At 71.3% G+C, this 22057-nt stretch carries 23 protein-coding genes; 7 read left to right on the top strand and 16 right to left on the bottom strand.

What is annotated here, in order from left to right:
- Nucleotides 1-191 precede the first annotated feature (191 nt).
- The 3 genes from wrbA to C3492_RS37925 all read left to right on the top strand — a co-directional run bounded on the left by wrbA (nt 192) and on the right by C3492_RS37925 (nt 1569).
- Complete coding sequence (wrbA, locus tag C3492_RS37935; RefSeq protein WP_103817161.1) at nt 192-803, top strand: NAD(P)H:quinone oxidoreductase type IV; 612 nt, start codon at nt 192-194, stop codon at nt 801-803.
- Between the two features lie 30 nt (nt 804-833).
- Nucleotides 834-1136 carry a muconolactone Delta-isomerase family protein gene (locus C3492_RS37930; RefSeq protein WP_103817160.1) on the top strand — a complete coding sequence of 101 codons (303 nt, stop codon included), beginning with the start codon at nt 834-836 and terminating at the stop codon, nt 1134-1136.
- A gap of 61 nt (nt 1137-1197) precedes the next feature.
- Nucleotides 1198-1569, top strand: coding sequence for an SgcJ/EcaC family oxidoreductase (locus C3492_RS37925; RefSeq protein ID WP_103817159.1), 372 nt, complete (start codon nt 1198-1200; stop codon nt 1567-1569).
- Nucleotides 1570-1738: 169 nt separating this feature from the next.
- On the opposite strand, the gene C3492_RS37920 is transcribed toward C3492_RS37925, so the two are convergent.
- Nucleotides 1739-2788: an alpha/beta fold hydrolase gene (locus tag C3492_RS37920; protein ID WP_103817158.1), complete on the bottom strand. Its 1050-nt coding sequence runs from the start codon at nt 2786-2788 to the stop codon at nt 1739-1741.
- 259 nt (nt 2789-3047) lie between these two features.
- On the opposite strand from C3492_RS37920, the gene msrA reads away from it, so the two are divergent.
- The gene (gene msrA / locus C3492_RS37915) at nt 3048-3563 is read left to right on the top strand and encodes a peptide-methionine (S)-S-oxide reductase MsrA (RefSeq protein ID WP_103817157.1); all 516 of its coding nucleotides are present in this window, start codon (nt 3048-3050) and stop codon (nt 3561-3563) included.
- 143 nt (nt 3564-3706) lie between these two features.
- Here msrA and C3492_RS37910 read toward each other — a convergent pair whose 3' ends face one another.
- The 13 genes from C3492_RS37910 to C3492_RS37850 all read right to left on the bottom strand — a co-directional run bounded on the left by C3492_RS37910 (nt 3707) and on the right by C3492_RS37850 (nt 16213).
- On the bottom strand, nt 3707-5170 hold the full coding sequence (locus C3492_RS37910) for an NAD(P)/FAD-dependent oxidoreductase (protein WP_103817156.1): 1464 nt from the start codon (nt 5168-5170) through the stop codon (nt 3707-3709).
- A gap of 385 nt (nt 5171-5555) precedes the next feature.
- The gene (locus C3492_RS37905; protein ID WP_103817155.1) at nt 5556-6173 is read right to left on the bottom strand and encodes a TetR/AcrR family transcriptional regulator; all 618 of its coding nucleotides are present in this window, start codon (nt 6171-6173) and stop codon (nt 5556-5558) included.
- 313 nt (nt 6174-6486) lie between these two features.
- Nucleotides 6487-7170, bottom strand: a complete 684-nt coding sequence (locus tag C3492_RS37900; RefSeq protein WP_103817154.1) for a hypothetical protein — start codon at nt 7168-7170, stop codon at nt 6487-6489.
- 139 nt (nt 7171-7309) lie between these two features.
- Nucleotides 7310-7891, bottom strand: a complete 582-nt coding sequence (locus tag C3492_RS37895) for a TetR/AcrR family transcriptional regulator (RefSeq protein ID WP_258056153.1) — start codon at nt 7889-7891, stop codon at nt 7310-7312.
- 42 nt (nt 7892-7933) lie between these two features.
- Nucleotides 7934-9274: an MFS transporter gene (locus C3492_RS37890; RefSeq protein WP_258056152.1), complete on the bottom strand. Its 1341-nt coding sequence runs from the start codon at nt 9272-9274 to the stop codon at nt 7934-7936.
- Nucleotides 9275-9499: 225 nt separating this feature from the next.
- Nucleotides 9500-10348 (bottom strand): alpha/beta fold hydrolase, encoded by an 849-nt coding sequence (locus C3492_RS37885; protein ID WP_103817153.1) that lies wholly within the window; start codon nt 10346-10348, stop codon nt 9500-9502.
- 87 nt (nt 10349-10435) lie between these two features.
- Nucleotides 10436-11683 (bottom strand): FAD-binding oxidoreductase, encoded by a 1248-nt coding sequence (locus C3492_RS37880; protein WP_258056151.1) that lies wholly within the window; start codon nt 11681-11683, stop codon nt 10436-10438.
- A 238-nt stretch (nt 11684-11921) separates the two neighbouring features.
- The gene (locus tag C3492_RS37875; RefSeq protein WP_041664794.1) at nt 11922-12623 is read right to left on the bottom strand and encodes an SDR family oxidoreductase; all 702 of its coding nucleotides are present in this window, start codon (nt 12621-12623) and stop codon (nt 11922-11924) included.
- 162 nt (nt 12624-12785) lie between these two features.
- Nucleotides 12786-13622 carry an alpha/beta fold hydrolase gene (locus C3492_RS37870; RefSeq protein WP_103817152.1) on the bottom strand — a complete coding sequence of 279 codons (837 nt, stop codon included), beginning with the start codon at nt 13620-13622 and terminating at the stop codon, nt 12786-12788.
- Nucleotides 13623-13880: 258 nt separating this feature from the next.
- Nucleotides 13881-14396 (bottom strand): BlaI/MecI/CopY family transcriptional regulator, encoded by a 516-nt coding sequence (locus tag C3492_RS37865; protein WP_103817203.1) that lies wholly within the window; start codon nt 14394-14396, stop codon nt 13881-13883.
- Between the two features lie 169 nt (nt 14397-14565).
- Entirely contained in the window at nt 14566-15015 is a 450-nt protein-coding gene (locus C3492_RS37860) for an SsgA family sporulation/cell division regulator (protein WP_103817151.1), read from the bottom strand.
- A gap of 115 nt (nt 15016-15130) precedes the next feature.
- Nucleotides 15131-15565, bottom strand: a complete 435-nt coding sequence (locus C3492_RS37855; protein WP_103817150.1) for a universal stress protein — start codon at nt 15563-15565, stop codon at nt 15131-15133.
- Nucleotides 15566-15712: 147 nt separating this feature from the next.
- Entirely contained in the window at nt 15713-16213 is a 501-nt protein-coding gene (locus tag C3492_RS37850; protein WP_103817149.1) for a cupin domain-containing protein, read from the bottom strand.
- Nucleotides 16214-16377: 164 nt separating this feature from the next.
- On the opposite strand from C3492_RS37850, the gene C3492_RS37845 reads away from it, so the two are divergent.
- On the top strand, nt 16378-16950 hold the full coding sequence (locus tag C3492_RS37845) for a TetR/AcrR family transcriptional regulator (protein WP_258056150.1): 573 nt from the start codon (nt 16378-16380) through the stop codon (nt 16948-16950).
- Nucleotides 16951-17218: 268 nt separating this feature from the next.
- Here the strand turns inward: C3492_RS37845 and C3492_RS37840 are convergent, their stop codons facing one another.
- Complete coding sequence (locus tag C3492_RS37840) at nt 17219-17788, bottom strand: TetR/AcrR family transcriptional regulator (RefSeq protein ID WP_103817148.1); 570 nt, start codon at nt 17786-17788, stop codon at nt 17219-17221.
- Nucleotides 17789-18431: 643 nt separating this feature from the next.
- Here C3492_RS37840 and C3492_RS37830 point away from each other — a divergent pair.
- On the top strand, nt 18432-19451 hold the full coding sequence (locus C3492_RS37830; protein WP_181140757.1) for an alcohol dehydrogenase catalytic domain-containing protein: 1020 nt from the start codon (nt 18432-18434) through the stop codon (nt 19449-19451).
- Nucleotides 19452-19561: 110 nt separating this feature from the next.
- Nucleotides 19562-20398: an alpha/beta fold hydrolase gene (locus C3492_RS37825; RefSeq protein WP_103817147.1), complete on the top strand. Its 837-nt coding sequence runs from the start codon at nt 19562-19564 to the stop codon at nt 20396-20398.
- A gap of 416 nt (nt 20399-20814) precedes the next feature.
- Here C3492_RS37825 and C3492_RS37820 read toward each other — a convergent pair whose 3' ends face one another.
- The gene (locus tag C3492_RS37820) at nt 20815-21399 is read right to left on the bottom strand and encodes a sigma-70 family RNA polymerase sigma factor (RefSeq protein WP_258056149.1); all 585 of its coding nucleotides are present in this window, start codon (nt 21397-21399) and stop codon (nt 20815-20817) included.
- Nucleotides 21400-22057 lie beyond the last annotated feature (658 nt).

The following is a 22057-nucleotide window of genomic DNA, read 5'->3' as shown; positions in this document are numbered from 1 at the left end:
GTGCACATGCGGAGGTGTCGGGTGTCAGCGTCTCGCGCACGCTCACACCTGTCGAGCGGGGCCTACATGTGACCGGCGCGGGAGCTCCGCCCGGCCGTTGCCGCCGTTTGACGCAAGTAGACCGGTCGTCTAGCTTAGGTGACCGGTCGACTCAAGAGGTCGGCGCAGTCCCCCCGAGATGGAGAAATCCCGTGTCCACTCCGATCAAGCTCGCCATCGTCTTCTACTCGTCCACCGGCACGATCACGCAGATCGCCAAGGAGCTGCACGACGCCGGTGTCAAGGCGGGTGCCGAGGTCCGTCTCCTCAAGGTCGCCGAACTGGCCCCCCGGGCCGCCATCGACTCCAACCCGGCCTGGGCCGCCCACCACGCGGCCATCGCCGACATCCCCGAGGCCACCCCGGCGGACATCGAGTGGGCCGACGCCGTCCTCTTCGGCACGCCGACCCGCTTCGGCAACGTCTCCTCGCAGCTGAAGCAGTTCATCGACACGCTCGGCGGCCTCTGGGCCGAGGGCAAGCTCGCGAACAAGGTCTACAGCGGCTTCGTCTCCACCGCCACGGACCACGCCGGCCATGAATCCACGCTGCTCGCGCTGTACAACTCCGTCCACCACTTCGGCGGCATCGCGGTCACGCCGGGCTTCACCGACCCGCAGAAGTTCGTCGACGGCAACCCCTACGGCACCTCGCACGCCGACGGACAGGGCACCAAGCCCGTCGGTGAGGTCACGCGTCTCGCCGCCGGCATCCAGGCTGAGCGGGTCGTGAAGGTCGCCACCGCCCTCAAGGCCGCCGCCTGATCCCCCGCGGACGAGAGAGGACGAACGACGATGAAGGAGTTCCTGGTCGTGCTCACCACGACCGTGCCCGAGGGCACCGAGCCCGCCGAGGCCGACCGGCGACGCGCCGCCGAATCCGTCCGGGCCGGGGAACTGGCCGGCACCGGACACCTGTTCCGGCTGTGGCGCCCGGTGGGTGAGCTGCGCAGCATCGGGGTGTGGCGCGCGGACGACGAGGCCGACCTGCGTGAGAACGTGCTCGGCACGCTGCCCCTGTGGCCGTGGATGACCGCCGAGATCACCGCCCTGCAGCCGCACCCGAACGACCCGGGCGCCACCGGCCCCACCGCCTGACCCACAGGGGTGCGGACCCATGGCCCGCCCCTCCCGCCCCTCCAGCAAGAGGAGAATGCCGATGAGCGGCACAGCAGCACAAGAAGCCGTCCTGCGTGGCGTCGTGGACCAGTGGAAGACCGCGGTCGACGCGCACGAGCCGGAGAAGGTCGCGGCACTCTTCACCGAGGACGCCATCTTCCAGGGGCTCCATCCCTACAGCGTCGGCCGGCAGGGAGTCTTCACGTACTACGACTCCCAGCCGATCGGGCTGACGGCCGAGTACCGGGTGCTGGAGACGCGGAGCCTCGCGGACGATGTCCTGCTCGGGTATCTCGACGTCGACTTCGGCTTCACCGACCGGCCCGCCATCCACGTCACTCTCAGCGTCGTGCTCAAGCGGGTGGCCGACCGCTGGTCCATCTCCCACTACCAGGTGACCAAGCTCGGCTGACGCGGTCCGCGCCGGGTCCGCTGCCGCGGCTGCGGCCGGATGTCCGGTGGCGGAGGAGGGGGCCGCGACACGACGGAGCGGCCGTCCTCGCACTCGGGGGGTGTGCTCGGACGACCGCTCCTCGCCTGCCGCCGGATGCATCGAATCGACGCCCCGGCAGCAGGGGCTCTCAGAAGTGGTCGACGTCCACGACGGCCTGGGCGAAGGCGGAGGGCGCCTCCTGTGGCAGGTTGTGGCCGATGCCGTTCAGCGTGCGGTGCTCGTAGGCGCCGGTGAAGCGGTCGCGGTACGAAGCGCCGTTGCCGGGAGGCGTGAACGGGTCGCGCTCGGCGTCGAGGGTGATGGTGGGCACCTCGATCACGGGTCGCGTGGCGAGGAGGCGCTCATAGCGGTCGTAGCGCCGTTCTCCGTCGGCGAGGCCGAGCCGCCAGCGGTAGTTGTGGATCACGATGGCCGCGTAGTCGGGGTTCTGGAACGCTTTGGCGGTGCGTTCGAAGGTGGCGTCGTCGAACTGCCAGGTCGGGGAGACCGTCTGCCAGACGAGACGGCACAGGTCGTGCCGGTTCTGCTCGTCCTCCATGGCGAGGCGGCCCCGCTCGGTGGAGAAGTAGTACTGGTACCACCAGGTGTGTTCGGCCGCGGGAGGCAGCGGCTTCTTCTGGGCCTCGACGTCGGTGACGAGGTACCCGCTCACCGACACCAGCCCCTTGACGCGTTCGGGCCACAGGGCCGCGACGATGTCGGCGGTGCGCGAGCCCCAGTCGAAGCCGGCGAGGAGGGCCTGCTCGATCTTGAGGGCGTCCATCAGGGCGATGATGTCCAGGGCGACCGCCGACTGCTGCGCGTTGCGGACCGTGCGGGAGGACAGGAAGGCCGTCGTGCCGTGGCCGCGGAGATACGGGACGACCACCCGGTACCCCTGCGCTGCCAGCAGCGGGGCGACGTCGACGAAGCTGTGGATGTCGTAGGGCCAGCCGTGCAGACAGATGACGACCGGGCCGTGCGCGGGACCCGCCTCGGCGTACCCGACGTTCAGGACGCCGGCCCTGACCTGCTTCAGCCTGGTGAACGAGGTGTGGGTGCCGGGGGTCACCTCCGGGACGGTCGGCGCGGGGGTGGGACGCGGGGCGGCGGAGGCGCTCGGCATGCCGGTCAGCGAGACGGCGGCCGCGCCTGTTCCCAGTCCTACGGCCTTGTTGAAGGTGCGCCTGCTGATCATGTGAGCCTCCGTGGTGGTGGTTCGCGGCGTGGCGGTCTCCGCTGGGGAACTCCCGCTGCGAGGCGGCCGCCGGGAGCGGGGCGAGGTGACTGTCTCACGCTCAGAGTCACCAGTCAAACGGGTTACGAAGTGAGAGGTGTGCCGTACCGGCCGTCGGGCGTGCAGCCGAATCGTCACCTGCTTGACAGGTGACGAAATGTGCGTCATAGTAGGGCCTGTATCTCCTCCGGTCGCCGGGGGAGGGGAAGGGTGAGAACTGATGACCGACGTCGAGGAAAGGGCGCTGCTCGCCGGCGGCTGCTTCTGGGGCATGCAGGAACTGATCCGCAAACTCCCCGGTGTGACCCGTACCCGGGTCGGTTACAGCGGCGACGACGACCTGCCCCACCCCACTTACCGCAGGCACGGGAACCACGCCGAGTCGATCGAGATCGTCTTCGATCCGGCCGTCACCGACTACCGCACGATCCTGGAGTACTTCTTCCAGATCCACGATCCGACCACGAAGAACCGGCAGGGCAACGACATCGGGGCCAGTTACCGTTCCGCCATCTTCTACCTCGACGAGGAGCAGCGGCGCGTCGCGCTCGACACCATCGCCGATGTCGAGGCGTCGGGACTGTGGCCGGGGCCGGTGGTGACCGAGGTGGTACCGGCCGGTCCCTTCTGGGAGGCCGAGCCGGAGCACCAGGACTACCTCCAGCGCTACCCGGAGGGCTACACCTGCCACTTCCCGCGCCCGAACTGGCGGCTGCCGAAGCGCGCGGAGGTCTGATCGCCGCCACAGGGCGGTGAGCCGCCCCCCACGCGGTACGGCCGCGGAGTGAGCCCACGAGGGCTCGCCCCGCGGCCGCTTTGCGTGTCCGTCCAGCCGCGCGTCGGCCGAGGCCGCCTCGGCGCGGACGGCGGGGAAGGCGTTCAGCAAGGTTCCGCGCTGCCCCGGTGGCGGTGGGTTTCGAGCAGCCTGAGCCAGACCTCGCTGATCGTCGGGAAGGCCGGCACGGCGTGCCAGAGCCTGTCGACGGTCACCTCGGCCGTCACCGCGACGGTCGCCGAGTACAGGAGTTCTCCGACGCCGGGGCCGACGAAGGTGACGCCCAGTACGACGCCCGTCTCCTCGTCGAGCAGCATGCGGGCTCTGCCCCGGTAGCCCTCGGCGTACTGGCGCGCACCCGCGACCAGCCCGATGTCGTAGTCCACGACCTCCACCCGGCGTCCGACCCGTGCGGCCTCGCGTGTGGTGAGGCCCACGGACGCGACCTCGGGGTCCGTGAAGACGACTTGTGGAACGGCCAGGAGGTCCGCGGTCGTCGTGTGAGCACCCCACTTGGTCTCGTCGAGGCTGTCGCCCCGCGCGCGTGCGCCGATGACGGTGCCCGCGATCCGGGCCTGGTACTTGCCCTGGTGAGTCATCAACGCGCGGTGGTTGACGTCACCCACGGCGTAGAGCCAGCCGTCGGGGACGGCGGTCACCCGGCAGGTGTCGTCCACCCTCAGCCAGTCCCCGGGCGTCAGTCCTACGGTCTCCAGCCCGAGCTTCGCCGTCTGCGGGGTCCGGCCGATGGCGAACAGGATCTCGTCCGCGGTCATCTCGGTCCCGTCCTTGAGCTCGACCCCGACCCCGCCGACCGCGGGCTCCTGGCGCGTCACGGAGATCACCGAGGCCCCGAGGCGAACGTCGACCCCTGCCTCGCGCAGCCCCTGCGCCACCGATTCACCGGCGAACGGTTCCATCCGGGGGAGCAGCCCGGCCTCGCTGCGGACCAGCATGGTCACCTGCGAGCCGAGGGCCTGCCAGGCGGTGGCCATCTCCACGGCCACGACACCTCCGCCCACCACCAGGAGCCGGCCGGGCACCTCGGAGGAGCTCGTCGCCTCACGGCTGGTCCACGGACGTACCGAGTCGAGTCCGGGCAGGTCGGGGAGGGCCGCGCCGGTGCCGGTGGCGATGACGACGGCGTGCCGGGCGGTGAGGCGGACCGTTTCGCCCTCGGGCGTCTCCACCGCCACCCGCTTCTCGCCGGTCAGCCGGCCGTGACCGCGGATCAGGTCCACGTGGACCGAGTCCAGCCAGTCGACCTGGTCATCGTCCTTCCAGTGCTCGGCCATCGTGTCACGGTGCGCGAGCACCGCGGGAACGTCCAGTGGCCCGTCCGCCGCGTGGCGGAATCCGGGGACGCGGCGGGCATCGGCCCGGGCGATCACCGGCCGCAGCAGCGCCTTGCTGGGCTCGCAGGCCCAGAACGAGCACTCACCGCCGAGCAGTTCGTGTTCGACAATGACTGTGCTCAGCCCGGCGGCACGGGTGCGGTCGGCAGCGTTCTCACCGGCCGGGCCGGCCCCGATGACGATGACGTCGTAAGCGCGGGAGACATCGTTCATCACTGCTCCTGAGGCTTGGGTGTGTCTCCCGGCCCCCACCGGAGGCGCGCTCGTTTGTCAGGAGGCGGGGCGTTGTGTCAGGAGGCGGGGCGTTCGATTCGAGGGACGACGTGCGCGTGCGGGCGCGGACGGAGCCGTCCTGACCATGCGATGTCTCCTCGCCGGGCTGTCGGCCGGGACACGGGCGGACAGGTGATTCACACCCTATGCCCTGGTTTCCTCGGCCGCATCGGCTCACCGCGATGACGCCGCGGCATGCGCGGAGCGGCTGGTGCGCCGTCTCCCGGCGGCCCGGCGTGAGGTTCCCCCGGACGTACGACGGCGGCCCCCGGCCACTAGGGACCAGGGGCCGCCGTCGCGTCAGGACTCCCGGTCCCGCCCTTCGTCAGGACGTGGCCGGGACGGAGGCAGGCCGGGCGTTCAGCAGCGCCAGGCAGTTGGCCCAGAGCGCGCCGAGCGGTGCGGTGGTGTTGTAGAGCTTGGCGAACAGCACCTGGCCCTCCAGCTGCGCGACCACGGCACGGGCCGATTCGCGGGTGTCGCCGACGGAGACCTCCCCACGGCTCTGGGCCTCGGTGACGACCGCTTCGATCATGTCGACCTGGTCCTCGAAGATCTCCTGGAGCCGGTCGCGTACGGCCTCGCTCTGGTTGCACAGCTCCAGGGAGAGGTTGCCGAGCATGCAGCCCGCGATCGATCCGCGGTACTCGCGGCCGGCCCGGTGCTCGGCCTCGGTCGCCTCGAAGAGCTGCCGCAACCGCTGGAGCGGCTCCGTGTCGCCCTGCAGGATGCGGGTCCAGTCGCGCCGCTCGGCGGCCCAGTGCTCGTCGATCACGGCGAGTGCGAGGGCTTCCTTGGACTCGAAGAAGTAGTAGAAACTGCCCTTGGGCACCTCGGCCGCCTTGCAGATCTCGGCCACGCCCAGCGCCGAGTAGCCGCGCACCTCGATGAGTGACTGCGCAGCGTCGAGGATCTTCTTCCTGGCGTCACTTGTCCGTCCCATGCCACCAGTATACGACCGATCGACTACAAAGGGGGGTCGCCTCCGCGGGCCGACGGGTCTCGGCGTGGGGGCGGGTGCTCGGCCGCGGCGCCCGGTGTCCGGGCCGGCTTGCGCGGCCGGGTCTCAGGCCGCGGGCCCGGTCGGCGCAATCCTGCTCCGGCGCGGGTGCAACGCCCGGGCGACCGGCCGCCGGTGATCCAGTGGCGGCGGTCCGTCAAGGGCGATCTGTGCAGTGGGGGTCTGTCAGCGCCGGTCTGTCAGCGCCGGTCCGTCAGTGGCGGTCTGCCGGCGCCGGTCCGTCAACGGGAGTCTGTCAGCGGCGGCGTCGCAGGCTGTCCAGCGGTGTCCCGGCCGCCCAGCGGCGCAGCCGGCGGGCGTCGACGAGGTGGACGTCGGTCTGCCGGGAGGCCCAGCGCACCTCGGCGCGGCTGAAGCCACCGCGGTGGACGATGAGCCGGCCGGGCCGCTCGGCCCCGGGCCGGACCGTCTCCCGCACGGTCTCCGGCAAGGAGGCGTCCTCGTCGGCCGCCGCGACGGGACGGAACCTGACGTCGAGCGCACGACCCCGACGGTCCCGGGCGTACAGGCGCGTGTCCCCCTTGCGCAGCGTCAGATCGGCCACCCGCCAGCCGTCGCGCTCCAGCATGCGCGTGGTGGCTTCCACCAGTCCCCGGTCGTCCAGCCGGGCCAGCTCCTGGGCGGTGTAACGGCCGCCGCGCCGGCGGAGGAACCTCCGGCGCAGGCGCAGGCCCACCGTGGTGGCCGCCATGCACAGGACGGCGCACATCAGCAGGCCGGTGGCCCCGAACGCGCGGCTGAGGCGACCGGCCAGCAGCACCAGAGCCAGCAGCACCAGGGCGAGGCCGACGAAGGAGGGAAGAACCTCGCGCAGCTCGGGACCGTACCGGCCCTGCGCCCGCAGTTCGGCCACCTGCTGCCGCCGCAGGGACCGGCGCGACGCCGGCACGGACGCGTCCGGCCGTGGCAACCTCGTCATCCCGCCCCCGTCCCCTCGGTCCTCTCGGACTCCCGCCGCGCCCCTCCGCCCGTCCGACCGTACACCGGTGGCCCCCCGGTCCAGGTGGCGGCCGGGCTCGTAGGGGAACGTCACTCGGAGAACGGCGGGTGACGCCACCTCAGCGAGCGAGCGGCGCCGCGTCGAGCAGGGCCGCCGCCGCACCGCGGGCGGTCGTGGCGGCGGAGGGATCACGATCCATCCGCGCGGCCTGACCCGCGCCGTCGTAGAGCAACTGGAGCTGTCGGGCCAGCTCCTCCGGCTCGGCGTACCCGCACGTGGCGGCCAGTTCGGTGAACAGCTCACGCACCCAGGACCGGTAGGTCTCGGCGGTGCGGCGGATGGCACTGTCCTCGGCCGTCTCGGCGCTGGCCCGGACGAACGCGCACCCGTTGTACTCCGGGTCGGTGAACGCCTCGCCCAGTGCGTCGAACACACCGAGGATCTGCTCACGTGGGGTGCGGAAACGGGTCAGGGTCCGGGTGATCCGGTTCCGCGCGCGCTCGAAGCGCTGGTCCAGGTAGGCGCAGACGAGCCCTTCCTTGCTCCCGAAGGTGTTGTAAAGGGACGCCTTCGCCACACCGGCGTGCTCGATGACCCGGTCGATGCCGACTGTCTGCACGCCCTGCTGGTAGAAGAGCTCGTCAGCCGCTTCGAGCAAGCGCTCACGCGCGGACACCTTGGTCGCGGTCCTGGCCGCCATGGCCACCACCCTCTCAGACAGACCTGTCTATTCTAGCGCGCCTCACGGCTGTGACGTGCTTTCCGCGAGGCGTGCGGGCTCGGGGGCGCAGCCGGCTTCCGGGCGAACGACTGCCACGCGCTCCGCCCGGCGGCCGTTGAGCACCAGAGCGGTCAGCGCCGCGAGGGCCAGCACGATGACGGCGATGCCGTACTCCCGGGACGTGCGCACCAGACCGCCGCCGTGCACGACCAGGACCCCGCCGATCACCGCCGGCACACCCAGCCCCAGGTAGCACACGACGTACAGAAGGGACAGCACCCCGGCCCGCTCGTGCGGCTCCACGCGCGGCATGACCAGCCTGATGCCCCCCTGGAACCCGCTGCCGAAGCCGAAACCGGATATCGCGCCGCCGATGAAGAACCCGATCACGGAAGGGGTGCCGCCGGTTCCCGAGGCGATGGACACCAGGGTGATCACCACGCCGGCGACCAGCGAGCCGATGCCGATCAGCATGACGCTCCGCGTCGCCGCCCCGCGCAGCAGGACGACGGCCAGACCGGCCGAGCCGGCGAGCACGAACAGGGGCAGCCCTCCCCACACCACGGAGGTGGAGTGCACCAGGGTCCGGGCGAGGGCGGGCCCGAGCGCGCCGTACAGGCCGGTCAGGGCCCACACCGCGAACATCACCGGCGCGGCGACGGCCACCGACGCGCGGGCGGACCTGGGCAGCTTGAACTCGGGGGCCATGCTGGCCAGCGCGCCCGGCTTGCGGCTGACCGTCTCGTTCAGGCCGGTCACGGCCAGCGCCTGGAGGACGAACACACCGAGCAGCACGTAGTAGACGAGGTGGGTCGGGGCAGGCAGGTACTGCACGATCAGCCCGGAGACCAGGGCGCCGCTCGCGGTCCCGATCGTGGGCGCGAAGGAGTTGAGGAAACCGCCCCGGCGCGCGTCGAGGTCGAGCATCGCGGCACCGAGCGCGCCGACCGCCGCCCCGGTGCTCAGCCCCTGGACGACGCGGGCGACCAGCAGCGCGTCCACCCCACCGGCGGTGATGAACGTGGCCATGGCCGCCGTCTGCCCGATCAGGGCCACGAACAGCACCGGCCGCCGGCCCACGTGATCGGAGATCTTTCCGAAGACCAGGAGCGCGACCAGCACGGCCACCGCGTAGACGCCGAAGACGACGGTGACGGTGATGGGCGAGAACCCCCAGCGCGCCTGGTAGAGCGCGTAGAGGGGGGTCGGCGCGCTGGACGAGGCCAGCAGCGACACGAGGATCGAGGACAGCAGCCCGAGGGAGGCGATGGGCCCGAGGCCCCTGCGGCGCGGGGCTCCGTGCGCGGGAGACCGCCTGACCAAGGTGCCCTCGGTGGCGGGTCGCTGCGTCGTGCTTCTCATGGCTCTCACTCTCGGTCTGGTAGATGAACCGACTCCATACTAGACAGATCTGTCTGATGCGGGGGCGCACGGGATCGTGAGACATGTCGCAATGACGTGCCGTACCGCGTGCCGGGTGGTGAGGGAGGTCCGGACAGCCCGAAGCCCCGCCGGGCGGTTTCCCAGCGGGGCCTGTGCGGGCGGACGGCCGAGGTCAGGGGCTCATGCGGCCGGGCCTGTGCGCGGTCAGCGGGTGGCGGTGCGGGCGGCCTGTTCGATCAGGTGGGTGACCGCGGCGGGCCGGGAGACGGAGACGGCGTGGGATGCGTCGATCTCGACGGTGTGGGCGTGGGCGCGCTCGGCCATGAAGCGCTGGGCGGCCGGCGGGATGTTCTTGTCACCGGTGGTGACCAGGTCGTACGACGGGATGGTCCGCCAGGCGGGCTCGGTGGCCTTCTCCTCCAGGGCACTCGCGGCGATGGGGCGCTGGGTGGCGGCCATGAGGTCGGTGGTGGGCTTGGGCACGTCGGCGGCGAACTGGTCGTGGAACTTGTCGGCCTTGATGTACAGGTCGGTGCCGGTGCCGCCGCCGGCGAGGGGGAAGGTGACGGGGTTGAGGTTCTCGCCGAGCGTGCTGCCGGGGAACTTGTTGGACAGCTCCAGCGCGCTCTCCCCCTTGTCGGGGAGGAAGGCGGCGATGTAGACCAGCGCCTTGACCTGCCGGTCGCCGGTCGCGGCCTCGCTGATCACCGCACCGCCGTAGGAGTGCCCGACGAGCACGACCGGTCCCTTGACGCTCGCCAGGACGCTGCGGACGTAGGCGGCGTCGCCGGCCAGTCCGCGCAGGGGGTTGGCGGGCGCCACCACCGGATAGCCCTCGCGCTGGAGCCGCTTGACGACGCCGTTCCAGCTGGAGGCGTCCGCGAAGGCGCCGTGGACCAGGACGATCGTGGGCTTCTTGCCCGCCGTACGGTGCTCGGCCTTGGCCGCGCTGGCAGGAGTCGTGACCGCCAGCGTGAGGGCCGAGACTCCGGCGATGGCGCCCAGCACGGCGATGCGCTTGCGGGTGGGGCGGAAGGCGGTCTTCAGGCCCATGGTGACTCTCCTCAGGCAGTGGGCGTGCAACGGAAGTCGCTCCGCCGGGCGGTCCGCCGGGGCGATGGGTAAGAACCTAGCGCGCAATTAAGTTGTGCACAACTCAATGCGGTGACGAGCTTTGCGTCGTCCGCCGCCCGCACCCGTCCGGAGCTCACACCCCCGCCCTGTTGTCGGCCGAACGTCGGCCACGGGGAAGTTCTGGTGGAACACGTTCTCGGGATCGATCCGCCTCTTGATGTCGCGGAGCCGTTGGAGGGTCGTGCCGGGGAACGCCTCGGCGAGTCGTTCCGGGGTGAACGCCGACTCGAAGCTGAGGTACAGACCGTCGAGGGAAGGGTGCACCGCCGCCCAGGCCTCGTCGAAATCCCGGGACGCGTACGGCGCCACGGCCGTGATCGAGAAGTTCTGGTGCCGGTGGGCGTAGGCCGTGGCGTCGGCCGGCACATCGTTGACAGCACCGCCCACGGAACGGATCTGCAGCAGCTCGCCGAACCCGGCACGGACCAGCCCTTCGAGCCGCTCGCTGAGTTCTCCGTCGAGGTGGACGGCCAGGCCGCTGTGGATGCGACCACCTTGCTGTCCGCGGTGGGGAGCCCCTGCCGCGGCCACCACGGCGGCGTACGGCAGGAGTTCCGCGCGGCGCCCGACCAGCGGCGCGACACTCAGGAAGGGGCTCAGGTCACGTCCGGCCACGGCCGGATCGTCCCCGGCGTGGACCACGGTCGCCAGGGCGAACCCGCCACTCAGGAGATACAGGAAGGCGGAGATCTCCGGGAGGGGCGGCCTCCACCGTCTCTCCCCAGGCCCGCAGGAAGGGCGCGAGGCGGTCCACGCGGTACTGGAGTGTCGCCCGGGCGACCACAGGCGTGCGCGAGGCGCGGAACTCCAGGGAAATGACGATGCCCAGGTTGACACCGGCCCGCGCACGGCCCAGAAGAGATCCGGATGCCGCTCGCTGTCCAGGGCGAGGACGCTGCCGTCCGCGGTGACGAGCTCCGCCGCTGTGACGCGGTCGATGGTCAGTCCGTGCGCCCGGCCCATCAGCCCGACGCCACCGGCGGTCGCCAGGCCGCCGACGCCGACGTCCCCGGAGTCGCCCGAACTGATGGCCAGTCCCCAGGGATACAGCGCCGCGGCGACCTCGCCCCAGCGGGCGCCGGGACCGATGCGCAGGAGATCGCTGTCGGGGCTGACCCGCTCGATCGTGGCGAGCCCGCCCAGATCGATGACGGTGCCGTGGTGATGGGTGGAAATGCTGCTGATCCCGTGCCCACCGCTGCGGACGGACAAGGGACCCTCAGCCTCGCGGCCATGAGCCAGTGCCTCCGCCACCTCTGCGGTCGACCGCGGTCGCAGCCGCCGGGGCGCCGGTGGCGGTGTAGACGTGCCGCAGATCCGCGTAGCGTGGGTCGCCGGGACGGATGACGTCGAGCATGGCGGAAGCCTCACTGGGCGGTGGGGATGCGGGAAAGGGGCCGGCGGTCGGGTCGACGAAGGAACTCGGCACGTCAGCGGCCGCTGCCGACGTGTCGGCGAACGCCGCCCCCGGGGGCCCGACGGCCTGCAGGCGTCACTTCACGAGTTGCGGGTACAGGGTCTCGATGTCCGCGGCCAGGCCTGCCTTGACGCGCCGCGACAGGTCATCGGCGAGCACCTCGTACGCCCCGGACTCGACTCCGCCGATGGCGAGCGCGGCGACATCCTTCGGGCTGGACTTGGGCGCGTCGACGTCCGCCGCCATGTCCGTGTCGACGTACCCGACGTGCAGACCCGTCACACCGATGCCGCGCGGCTTCAGCTCCAGCCGCAGGGAGTTCGTCTGCGACCACAGGGCCGCCTTTGACGCGCTGTAGGAACCGGCGACCCCGATCCAGGAGAGGACCGAGTGGACGTTGAGGACGTGGCCGCCTCCGTTGGCCTCGATGATCGGCACGAAGGCGCGGGTGACCTGCAAGGGGCCGTAGAAGTTCGTCTCGAACTCGCGTCGGATGTCCTCGACCGGCGAGGTGAGGAACGACGCCTGCACCGAGACGCCCGCGTTGTTCACGAGTACGGTGACGTCCTTGGCCTGCTCGGCCGCCGCGGCCACCGACGCGGGATCGGTGACCTCCAGTGCCAGCGGTACGACGTCCGGGTTGGTCACCGAGCGGGGGTCCCGTGCCGTGGCGTACACCTTGGCCGCGCCACGCGCCAGCACCTCTTCGACCAGCGCGCGCCCCAGCCCGCGGCCGCCGCCGGTGACGAGGACCACTGCGTTTTCGAGCGATGTCATGTCCAGCTCCTCAGGAGAACCCGTCGTCCCCGGAATCCAACCGACCGTCGTGGTGGCACATGTATGAAACTGACACGTAGGGACGACGCACACGTCATGAGACATGTGCTCGTCGGTTTCGTCAAGTTGCGCATACGTATGTCGACGTGTGTGCGCGGCGGCTCAGCGCAGGAAGTCCAGGACCTCCGGTGCGAACTCCTCGTGGTACTGGAACAGGAAGCCGTGTCCGGAGTCCGGGTACACGTGGACGCGGGCGTCCGGCAGCGAGGTCCCCAGCAGCTGGAGCGCGGATGGCGGGACGACCAGATCGCTGTCGCCGCCCGCGACGAGCGCGGGCTGCTCGATCGAGCCCAGCCTGCGCAGCGCGTCCGGATCGGGTACGCCCCATTCGAGCATCGCCTCGTACTGGGCTTCGCGGCCCTCCGCGCTGACCGGCAGATCCCGGTCGTGCTCCCGTTCTATGTAGCGCCCGAAGAACTCCAGGCCGCTGCGCTGGCTGGACTCGGTGTGGTTGAAGAACGTGTACAGATAGTCCTGGGCACCCAGCCGGTCGACGTCGACGTGCGCGAGGACGTCGTCCCGCAGTCCGTGGATGCCCGGGGCGCCACGCGGGGCGGTCGCGGCGAGGACGAGTCGACGGACGGCGGCCGGCTGGAGCAGGGCCAGCTCCTGTGCCGTGTAGCCGCCCATGGAGAACCCGAGCACGTCCACCTGCCGTACGCCGAGGGCCTGGAGGAAGTCCAGGGTGTCGAGGGCGGTGTCCCGGATGGTGCGGGAAGTGGTGCCGGTGCTCAGACCGACGCCGGCGTTGTCGAAGGCGATGACGTCGCGTTCCGCCGCCAGCGCGTCCACCAGAGCCGGATCCCAGCTGTCCAGCGTGCCGCGGAAGTGCTGGAGAAGGAGCAGCGGAGGCCGTGCGCCCCCGGGACCGCACCGGCGGTAGGCGTAGGTGATGCCGTTGGCCGCTGCGACCTTGCGGTTCGGCGTCTTGATGTACATGTGGGCTCCCGCGCCGGTGAAGTGCTCACGGGAATGGGGTGAGCACAGGGACGACGTCGAGTGTGACGCCGTCTCCGGCGCCGGCCATCAGCCATTTGACCGTACGCGGCGGGGGAGGGCGGGCGATCTCTCGCGGTGACGGCCGGGAGCGGGCGTGCCGGCCCGCCGCTCCTGTACGGCAGGACCGGTACGAGGCGACGGTGGCCGGCGGCCGACGACGAAGGGCGCCTCGGCCGCTCCACCGGTTCCGCGGACGGGTCAGTGCCCGCCCGGAACGACACCGCCCGATGCGATCGGGGTGTACATGACCGACCGGTCCTGCTTGTGGCGCTGGATGAGACCCTTCGCGACCAGCCCCTCCAGGGTGTTGCGCACGACCTGGGGGGTGGGAACCCGGTCGGGATGTGTCTCGATCAGCTCTTCGCGCAGTTCCTTGGCCGGGCGCGGCTCGTCATGGTTCTTGAGCAGGTCCAGCAGAAGGTCTCCGAGGAGGGGGCGCCGCGCGGCGCGTCCCCCGGGTGCCTTGGCCTTGCGCGACGGCCCACGCCCGGCGGCCCTGACCGCGCGGGGACGCGACGTGGACTTCTCCTTCGCGTCCGTGCCCGCCGTCCCCGGCTCGGTGCCCCGGGCCTGCTCCGGCACCGTCGTGGAGTGCTCCGCGAGGTTGAGGATGTCCAGGAGCAGTTTCTCCTCCTGACGCAGAGCATCGAGCTGACGCTGCAGTTCTTTCTGCTGCCGGCGGTTGTCCTCTAGGTCGGACGCGGCCTGCTCCATGTACCGCGACCGGACCGTGGCGGCGGCTGACTTGGTGGGCACAGCCTTCACTCCCTTGCATGTGGATGACCTGCGCATCGTACTCAGGAATGCCCACATGAGACGAGTGCCGGGAAGATGTGCGACCGCCACGGGTGAATACGTGCCGGATCCGGGACCGGCACACCCGTCAGGCGGGTGGGAGGGGGAGCCCGGTGAGGCTGTCCCAGTCCACCAGGGCGTTCTCGGCACCGGCGGGCACGAGTTCATAGGTGTGCTCCAGCCACCGGTGCACCTCGCTCAGGTCGGCCGCGAAGGTCGCCTTGCCCTGGGGGCGTTCCAGTCTCAGGTACAGCAGGGGAGTGGCGGACCGCGCGCGCGAGGGCCAGGCCTTGAAGTCGCCGTCCCCGCTGAGGCCCTTGACGCCGGCGCTGAGGACGTCGCGCCCCACCACCCAGGTGACGGGGGCGTCCGCGGACACATGCAGCTCAAGGCGCACGGCGAGTGGATCGTCGGCACCGTACCGGAAGGCGCATTCGACCGTGCTGTCTTCCGGTGGCGCCGACAGGAAGTGGAGGCTGGTGCGCAGCTCCGAGAGCGGCTGCCGAGTGTCGTTGCTGCGGTCGAGTCTGTCAGTCATGCGCCCGGTGCCCTTTGTGTCGATGACTCCGGTCCCCGCCGGACCCGCCCCGGCCGCTGACGGACTCGGGCGGACCCGGCGTCTGCTGCGACGCAGCGACGGGAACCGTTCGGTGCTACTGGCTGGGAAGCGTCACCTCGGGAGCCAGCAGAACGGCGATCCCGTTGGCGTGCGCGACGGCGTCACTGACCCGGGGGTTGAAGAAGGCCGCGACCGCGCCACGGTGGTGGGGGCTGACGACCAGCAGGTCCGCCTTGAAGTCCTCGGCCGCGGCGGAGATGACGGAGGGCACCTGGTTCGTCAGGCTGTGCGCCAGGTGTCCCTCCGCCTCCACACCGAGGCCGCGGAGGGTGGCCAGCGACTCCTCCAGGATCGCCTCGCCCTGGTCGTCTTCCTCCAGCTTCACGACGGTGTCACCGGCGACCATGGACGTCACGACGTGAAGCACGTGGACTGTCGCGTTCGCCGGGCGGGCCAGCTCGCCGGCCATCAGGAGTGCCGTCTTCCGGGCGGCACTCGGATCGATGGCCACCAGGATGCGTTCGAACACGGCGTTCTTCCTCTCTGCGACCGCCGCGGCCGGGGCCCGGGCGGTATGGCGGTGTGGCGAGGAGGGCGGGTCGACCTCCATGGGTGACAATATGACTGGTCGTCTTAGAAGTCAACATCACTCCGGCGCCCTCCCCGCGAAACCGTGTCAGGGCAGCAGCGGCGGGCCGACGATCTGGATGCCGTGCGCGGCCGCGAGCCGGGTCAGTTCCTCCGGGTCGGGGCCGGGGCCGGCCTCCGGCGGCACAGTCCCGTCGAACGGCACACCCACGTCCGCCACGAACGCGTCGAAACCTCCGCCGGGAGTGTGCAGCGTCAGGAAGCGGGCCGTCGGGGAGGTCACTACGAAGCCGTGCGCCAGCCCGCGCGGCAGCAGCGCGAGCCCGCCCGCCCCGACGCTCCGTACCTCGTTGCCGACCTCCACCCGCAGCGTGCCGTCCAGGATGAGAAACGTCTCCTCGTCCGACTCGTGCAGGTGCAGCGGCGACATGTAGCCGCGCTCACCGGTGTGCTCCAGCAGTGCGTAGGCGCCCGCGGTGTCGGCGGCCCGCGCCCGCATCCGCACGAGACCGCCGAGGAACCGCACCGCCTGCTGGGTGTCGGGGTCCGTCAGGACGGGGGATGTGATGTTGCCGGACAGGGAAGTCACAGCTCTCCTCGCTTCCGCTCAGTTCGGGTCACATTCGAGCAGGGAGCGGAGCGGGCCGTCCAAGACAGATGTGTCATCGCCCCATGCCGGATCGGCATGTGCAGAGCACCTGTGCATGTCGCGGACTTTTGACATTCCCAAGCAGACCGGCCATATTGAGTGCCATGCCTCAGGTGAGCGTCAGGGGAAAGCTGATCGAACACGCGGAGACCGTGTTCCGTCGTCAGGGCTTCAATGGCGCCAGCGTCGCGGACATCACCAACGCCGCAGGTGTGCCGAAGGGGTCCTTCTACAACCACTTCAAGAGCAAGCAGGAACTCGCCGCCGAGATCGTCCGCCGCTACAGCCGCGGGACGGATGTCACCATGCTCGCCGGCGAGGGCCTCTCGGCGATGGAGCGGCTGCGCGCGCACTTCGCCGCCCAGGCCTCGCGCACCAGCTCCACCGGCGTCGAGTACGGATGCCTGCTGATGACCATGGCGAGCGAGGGACCCACGGTCGGCGACGAGGTCGGGACGGTCATTCGGCGCAGCATCGCCGCGTGGGTCGGCGTACTGACCCCGGTGATCGCGGAGGGCCAGCGGTCGGGGGAGATCACCTCCCAGGAACCCGCGAGTGACCTCGCCGCCTTCCTGATCGACGCCTTCGAGGGCGCGGGCCTGCGCGGCAAGGCGACACGGGACGAGGACGCGGCCATGCGCTCCCTCAACCTGGCCCTCAACGCCATCAGGGCGTGACAGCCGCGTTCTTCCCGGTTGGACAGGGCGATGTCTTCCGGTTGAGCGGGGGCGATTCGTCCGGTTGCACGGGGTGATTCCTTCCGGGAAACGGCGCGATCGGCCCCGCCGTGCGTCCCCCGTTGCCACTCCCGTCTCCCCGTGCACACGTCGCCGTACCGTGTTCCCCCGGTACAGGCGTATGTCGTCGTCCCGTGTGCCGGTCCACGTGCGAGGGGGGCGACCCGGTGGCCGCCGCCCCAGGAGCGCACCGATGCCCTCCCGGCCGTCAGGGCCGCAGCGCTTCGAGGGCGATGCTCATCTCCTCGGCCATGTGCGCGTGATCGGCCGCGGTCTTGGCCCGCAGCGCGGCGCCTTCGAAGAGGTCGAGCAGGAAGGCGGCCAGGGCGGCGGCGGACCAGGCGGTGGTGATCTCGCCTGACGCCTGACCCTCCGCGATCGTGGCGGTCATCGCATCGGTCCAGCCGTCCAGGGCCTCCCGGACCGCCTCACGGACCTTCTCCCCGGCGTTGGCACCGTCACTGGCCAACGTGCCGACCAGGCATCCGTACTCGACTCCGGAGCCGCGGATACGTTCGACCTGCGCGGTCAGGTATCTCCGCAGACGCTCCAGAGCGGGGCCATGACCTTCCAGGCCCGAGTGGTCGGTGGCACGCGCGTAGCGCAGGACGATCTCCACGGCGAGGTCCTGTTTGCTGCGGAAGTGGTTGTAGAAGGACCCCTTCGGTACACCTGCCGCCTCGGTGACGTCCTGGATGCTCGCACCGGTGAACCCCTTGCGGCGGAAGACGTCCTCGGCGTTGTCGACCAGTCGTTCCCGGACACTGACCTGTGGCATGTTCTCCGCTCCTCGGCGGTACGTGACGGGACGGCTGGCGTCCGCGAAGCAGGGGACTGGGCTGCGGTCGCGGCAGGCCGGGCGGTGACGGTGCCGTGAGCCACCGTCACGGGCGTGCCGCGACACACCTGGCCCGACGTCACCGGTCACCGCACCGGCGACGGGCGCCGGACCGGTGGCCGTCCTCATGACGGCAGGGGTGTGGCCGGTGCCGGTGGGTGTGGCGCAGCGGTTCAGCGGGGCGCCGCAGGGCACGGCCGGACTCGGCCACCGCCGGCTGTGCGGCGCACGGCTTCCGCCAGGGGGTCCGGCCGTCTGCGGCCGGAGCGGCGGGGAGCGGCGGGGCGGGACACGCCGACGTGCCACCGGACATGTCTTCACCCCCTTCGTCCTGAGCTGCGCTCCCCGCTCCGGGCGGCCTTGTGGTCTGGTCCTTTACCTCTCCCGTCATGAATGTGTCCGGTCGTCTTGGGAAAGTCAAGTCAGCCCTCCGCGTCGGCTGCGCCGCCCCGCCGGCCTGGCGGTCAAGAGTGGGGCCACAAACATTCCACTACCGCCCGCGATGCTGGGACCGATGGCCGGTGGGACACACACGGACCACGCGCCTTCCGCGCACACTCGCCTTCCCTACACGGAGTTGCTCATGGCCACGTATCGCGCAGTCGAGGTCGCCCCCGACGGGAGCCTGCGTCCCACCGAGCGGGAGCTGATCCCGCCGGGTCAGGGCCAGGTGCGTATCCGGGTGGAGGCGTGCGGCATCTGCCACAGCGACTCGATCGTCGTGCATCCGCACGACGAGGGGGAGACCGGCCGGGTCCCCGGACATGAGGCCGTCGGCCGCATCGACGCCCTCGGCGAGGGCGTCACGGGGTGGAGCGTGGGCGACCGGGTGGGTGTGGGTTTCCTCGGCGGGCACTGCGGGGTGTGCGCGGCGTGCCGGCTGGGTGACTTCGTCGGCTGCACCGACCAGCCGTACACGGGTGTGCATGTCGACGGCGGCTACGCCGAGTACATGTACGCCCGGCAGACCGGCCTGGTGGCCGTGCCGGAGGAGATGAGCGCCACCCGGGTGGCACCGCTGCTGTGCGCGGGGTTCACCGTGTACAACGCCCTGGTCGACAACGTGCGTCAGCCGGGCGGCCTGGTGGCCGGTGATCTGGTGGCCGTACAGGGCATCGGCGGCCTGGGGCACCTGGCCGTGCAGTACGCGCGTGCCCTGGCGCTGCGCGTGGTCGCGATCGCACGCGGGGCCGACAAGGAGGAACTGGCCCTCCGGCTGGGCGCGCACCACTACGTCGACAGCAAGGCATCGGACGCCGCGGAGGAGTTGACCAAGCTCGGTGGCGCCCGGATGGTGCTGGGCACCGCGGCGGGCGGGGACGTGAGCCCGCTCCTCGCCGGCCTGGCCCGCCGGGGCCGGCTGGTCCTGGTGGGGGTGTCGCCGGAGCCGGTCCGTGTCGCGCCCCGACAACTGATCTTCGAGGCGGTGCAGGTGTCCGGCTCCCTCACCGGAACCGCCACGGAGAACGAGCAGAACCTGGCCTTCGCCCAGGCACATGACGTGGCGCCGATGGTGGAGCACACGTCGCTGACCGACGCGCCGGCGGCCTACGACCGGATGCTGCGCGGCGAGGCACGGTTCCGCATGGTCATCGGCATCTGACGGCGGCGCACGCGCTTGCGCCTCGCCCCCGTCCGAACGGTGCCCCCTGGCGGGGGCGTCGTCTTTCCTGAACACCTGAACCTCTGAACCTCTGAACAGGAGTCCTGAGCATGTCTGCTTATGTGGCCGATGCGGCCGAGACCCGTTACGTCGAGGGGCCTGAGGGGGAGCGTTTCGCCTACCGCCGGTTCGGCCGGCCGGGCGGCCGCCCCCTGGTGATGCACATGCGGTTCCGTGGCACCCTCGACCACTGGGACCCCGCCTTCCTGGAACCGCTGGCCGCCGAACGGGAGGTCATCGTCTTCGACAACCGGGGCATCAACCTGTCCACCGGCAACGCGCCCGCCTCCATCGAGGACATGGTGGAGGGCTCGCTCGCCTTCATCCACGCCCTCGGCCTGACCGACATCGACGTCCTGGGCTGGTCCATGGGCGGCATCGTCGCCCAGGGCGTGGCCCTGGCGGCCCCCGGAATCGTCCGGCACCTGGTGGTGGCGGGCAGCTCGGCCGGCGGCGTGCCCGACATGCCGCCGCCCTCGGACCGCACCCGCCAGACCATGGCCAAGCCGGTCAACGCCCCCGAGGACTTCCTCTACCTCTTCTTCCCCGAGACCGAGGAGGCGACGGCCGCGGGCCGGGCGTCCCTTCAGCGCCTGGAGCACCGGCTGAAGGACTCCGGGGCGGTCGTCGGCCCGGAGGCGGTGCGCGGCCAGCTCGGTGCCATCGGTTCCTTCAAGGGCTACTGGCACCGGCAGGAGGAACTGACCCTGCCGGTCCTGGTCGCCAACGGCGCCCATGACGTCATGATCCACGCCTACGCCACCTACGCGATGTCGCAGAAGCTCCCCCACGCCAAGGTGATCCTCTACAGCGACGCCGGGCACGGCTTCCTCTTCCAGCACCCCGACGACTTCGCCCACGAGATCAACCGCTTCCTGTCCGCCTGACCCGCCCTGCCGCGCGTCGCGCCGACCCGCCCGCGCGCGGCCGGCGCGACGCGCGGACCGCCGTGTTCGACGTTCCCGCCGACGAACAGCCGGGCGCCCCGGCTCGGCACCGCGTGACGCCGTGCCGACCTGGGGAGAGCCCTGGCCGGCGGGCCTGACCAGCGAGCCGCTGACCGAGGAACCGCTCTGTGGGGCGGCCACCGCGGGGCGTCCGCCGGGCATCCGGCGGCCACCGGCACGCACATGCCGCTGCTGTCCTGGCGGGAGGAACCCGCCTTGGCCGGAGGAACCCGCCCCCGGGTGCCAGGGGCAGGCCGGCGACCCGCGCCAGCAGGGCGGCGACCTGTCGCTCGGCCGTCTCGGGGCCGCGCCCCTGGCGGGCGCTCGCCCCCGTCGGACGGCCCGGCAGGACGCGCTCACGTTCTCCCGCCCGGACCGACGGCTGGTCCGAGGAGTAGCCAGTAGCCCGCCAGGAGCGCGCGGGAGCCGTCCTGCTGACGCAGTGTGCGCAGTGCGTGCGACCGGCGTGAGACGACCGTTCCGGCAGGGACGCCGAGGCGTTGAGCGGTCTCCCGCACCGTGAATCCGTACATGCAGGTGTGGACGAGCACGTCCCGGTGCTCGTGTGTCAGGGTGCGCAGCAGAGCGTGTGCCACCACGGACGCCAGCACACTTTCGGCGCGGTCGGCCTCCGGGACGTCGCGGCTCTCCGCGGTGACGATCTCGTGCCGGGTGAACGCACCGGGCCACCCCTCGACGGCGAGGCCGCGTGCCGTCCTCAGGAGCCAACCGCGTACGGCGCGCCGCCCGGTGGGCAGCCTGCCGATGTGCTGCCAGGCACGGACAAGGGTTTCCTGTGCGATGTCCTCGGCCGCATGGTGGTCGCCGACCCATGTCTCGGCACAGGCGACGAGCGTGGCTCGGTGCTCGGCCACCAGGGCCTCGACGCATGTGTGGTGGCGTGCTGCCGGGGGCGGGCGGTGGTGGGCGTTGGTCGTCATGTTCGCGGATCCCCCATCGGGCAAGGGCGGCCGGCGAACCGTCCCGCCGGCCCCGGACGGGGGTCCGCCCGCATGTTCCGGGCTGTCTACGCGGGCCCGCCGCGCCACCGTGCACAGCCATTTCCGTCGGTGGGCGGATCCGTGGCGAGGGGAGCCTCCCCGCCCCGGAGCTGTGGCGGGACACCTGGGCCGGGGGGAGGCCGTCTCCAGGGCGAGTCGAGTCCCGGAGAATCGGTGGCGACTCAGGCGCCCGCCCGGCCCTCATTCCATCAACGGCCCCGCCCGACGTCCAGGATCACTTTCGCATCGTGCGATGCCGGATCGGCATCGCACGATGCGAGAGGAAGGTCCGAAGGTCCGTCGAAGGGCGGTCCGTTGGAGGGAGACCCGCCGTACTGGCACTGTCCGACAGGAGTCCCAAGCGGACGGTGAACGGCTCTCCCACGCCGTAGCGCAGCCGGCACTGCGGCGAGGAGGCGGGCTCCGCGCCGAACGCAGCCGCGTCCTGGCGCCGTTCACGCGGACGGCTGTGCCAGGACGCGGTGCGCACCAGTGGCGCGCGGGTTCCAGGACGAGCAGGTCTCACCGGCCGCGCGCGGGCGGCTACTTGGCGAGGAAGGTGAGGAGGGCGTCGTTGACGTCTTCGGCGTGGGTCCAC

It is taken from the genome of Streptomyces sp. Ru62 (genome assembly GCF_002920615.1).
Taxonomy (GTDB): domain Bacteria; phylum Actinomycetota; class Actinomycetes; order Streptomycetales; family Streptomycetaceae; genus Streptomyces.
The sequence above is the reverse complement of the archived record's forward strand: the minus strand, read 5'-3'. Positions and strand labels throughout refer to the sequence as shown.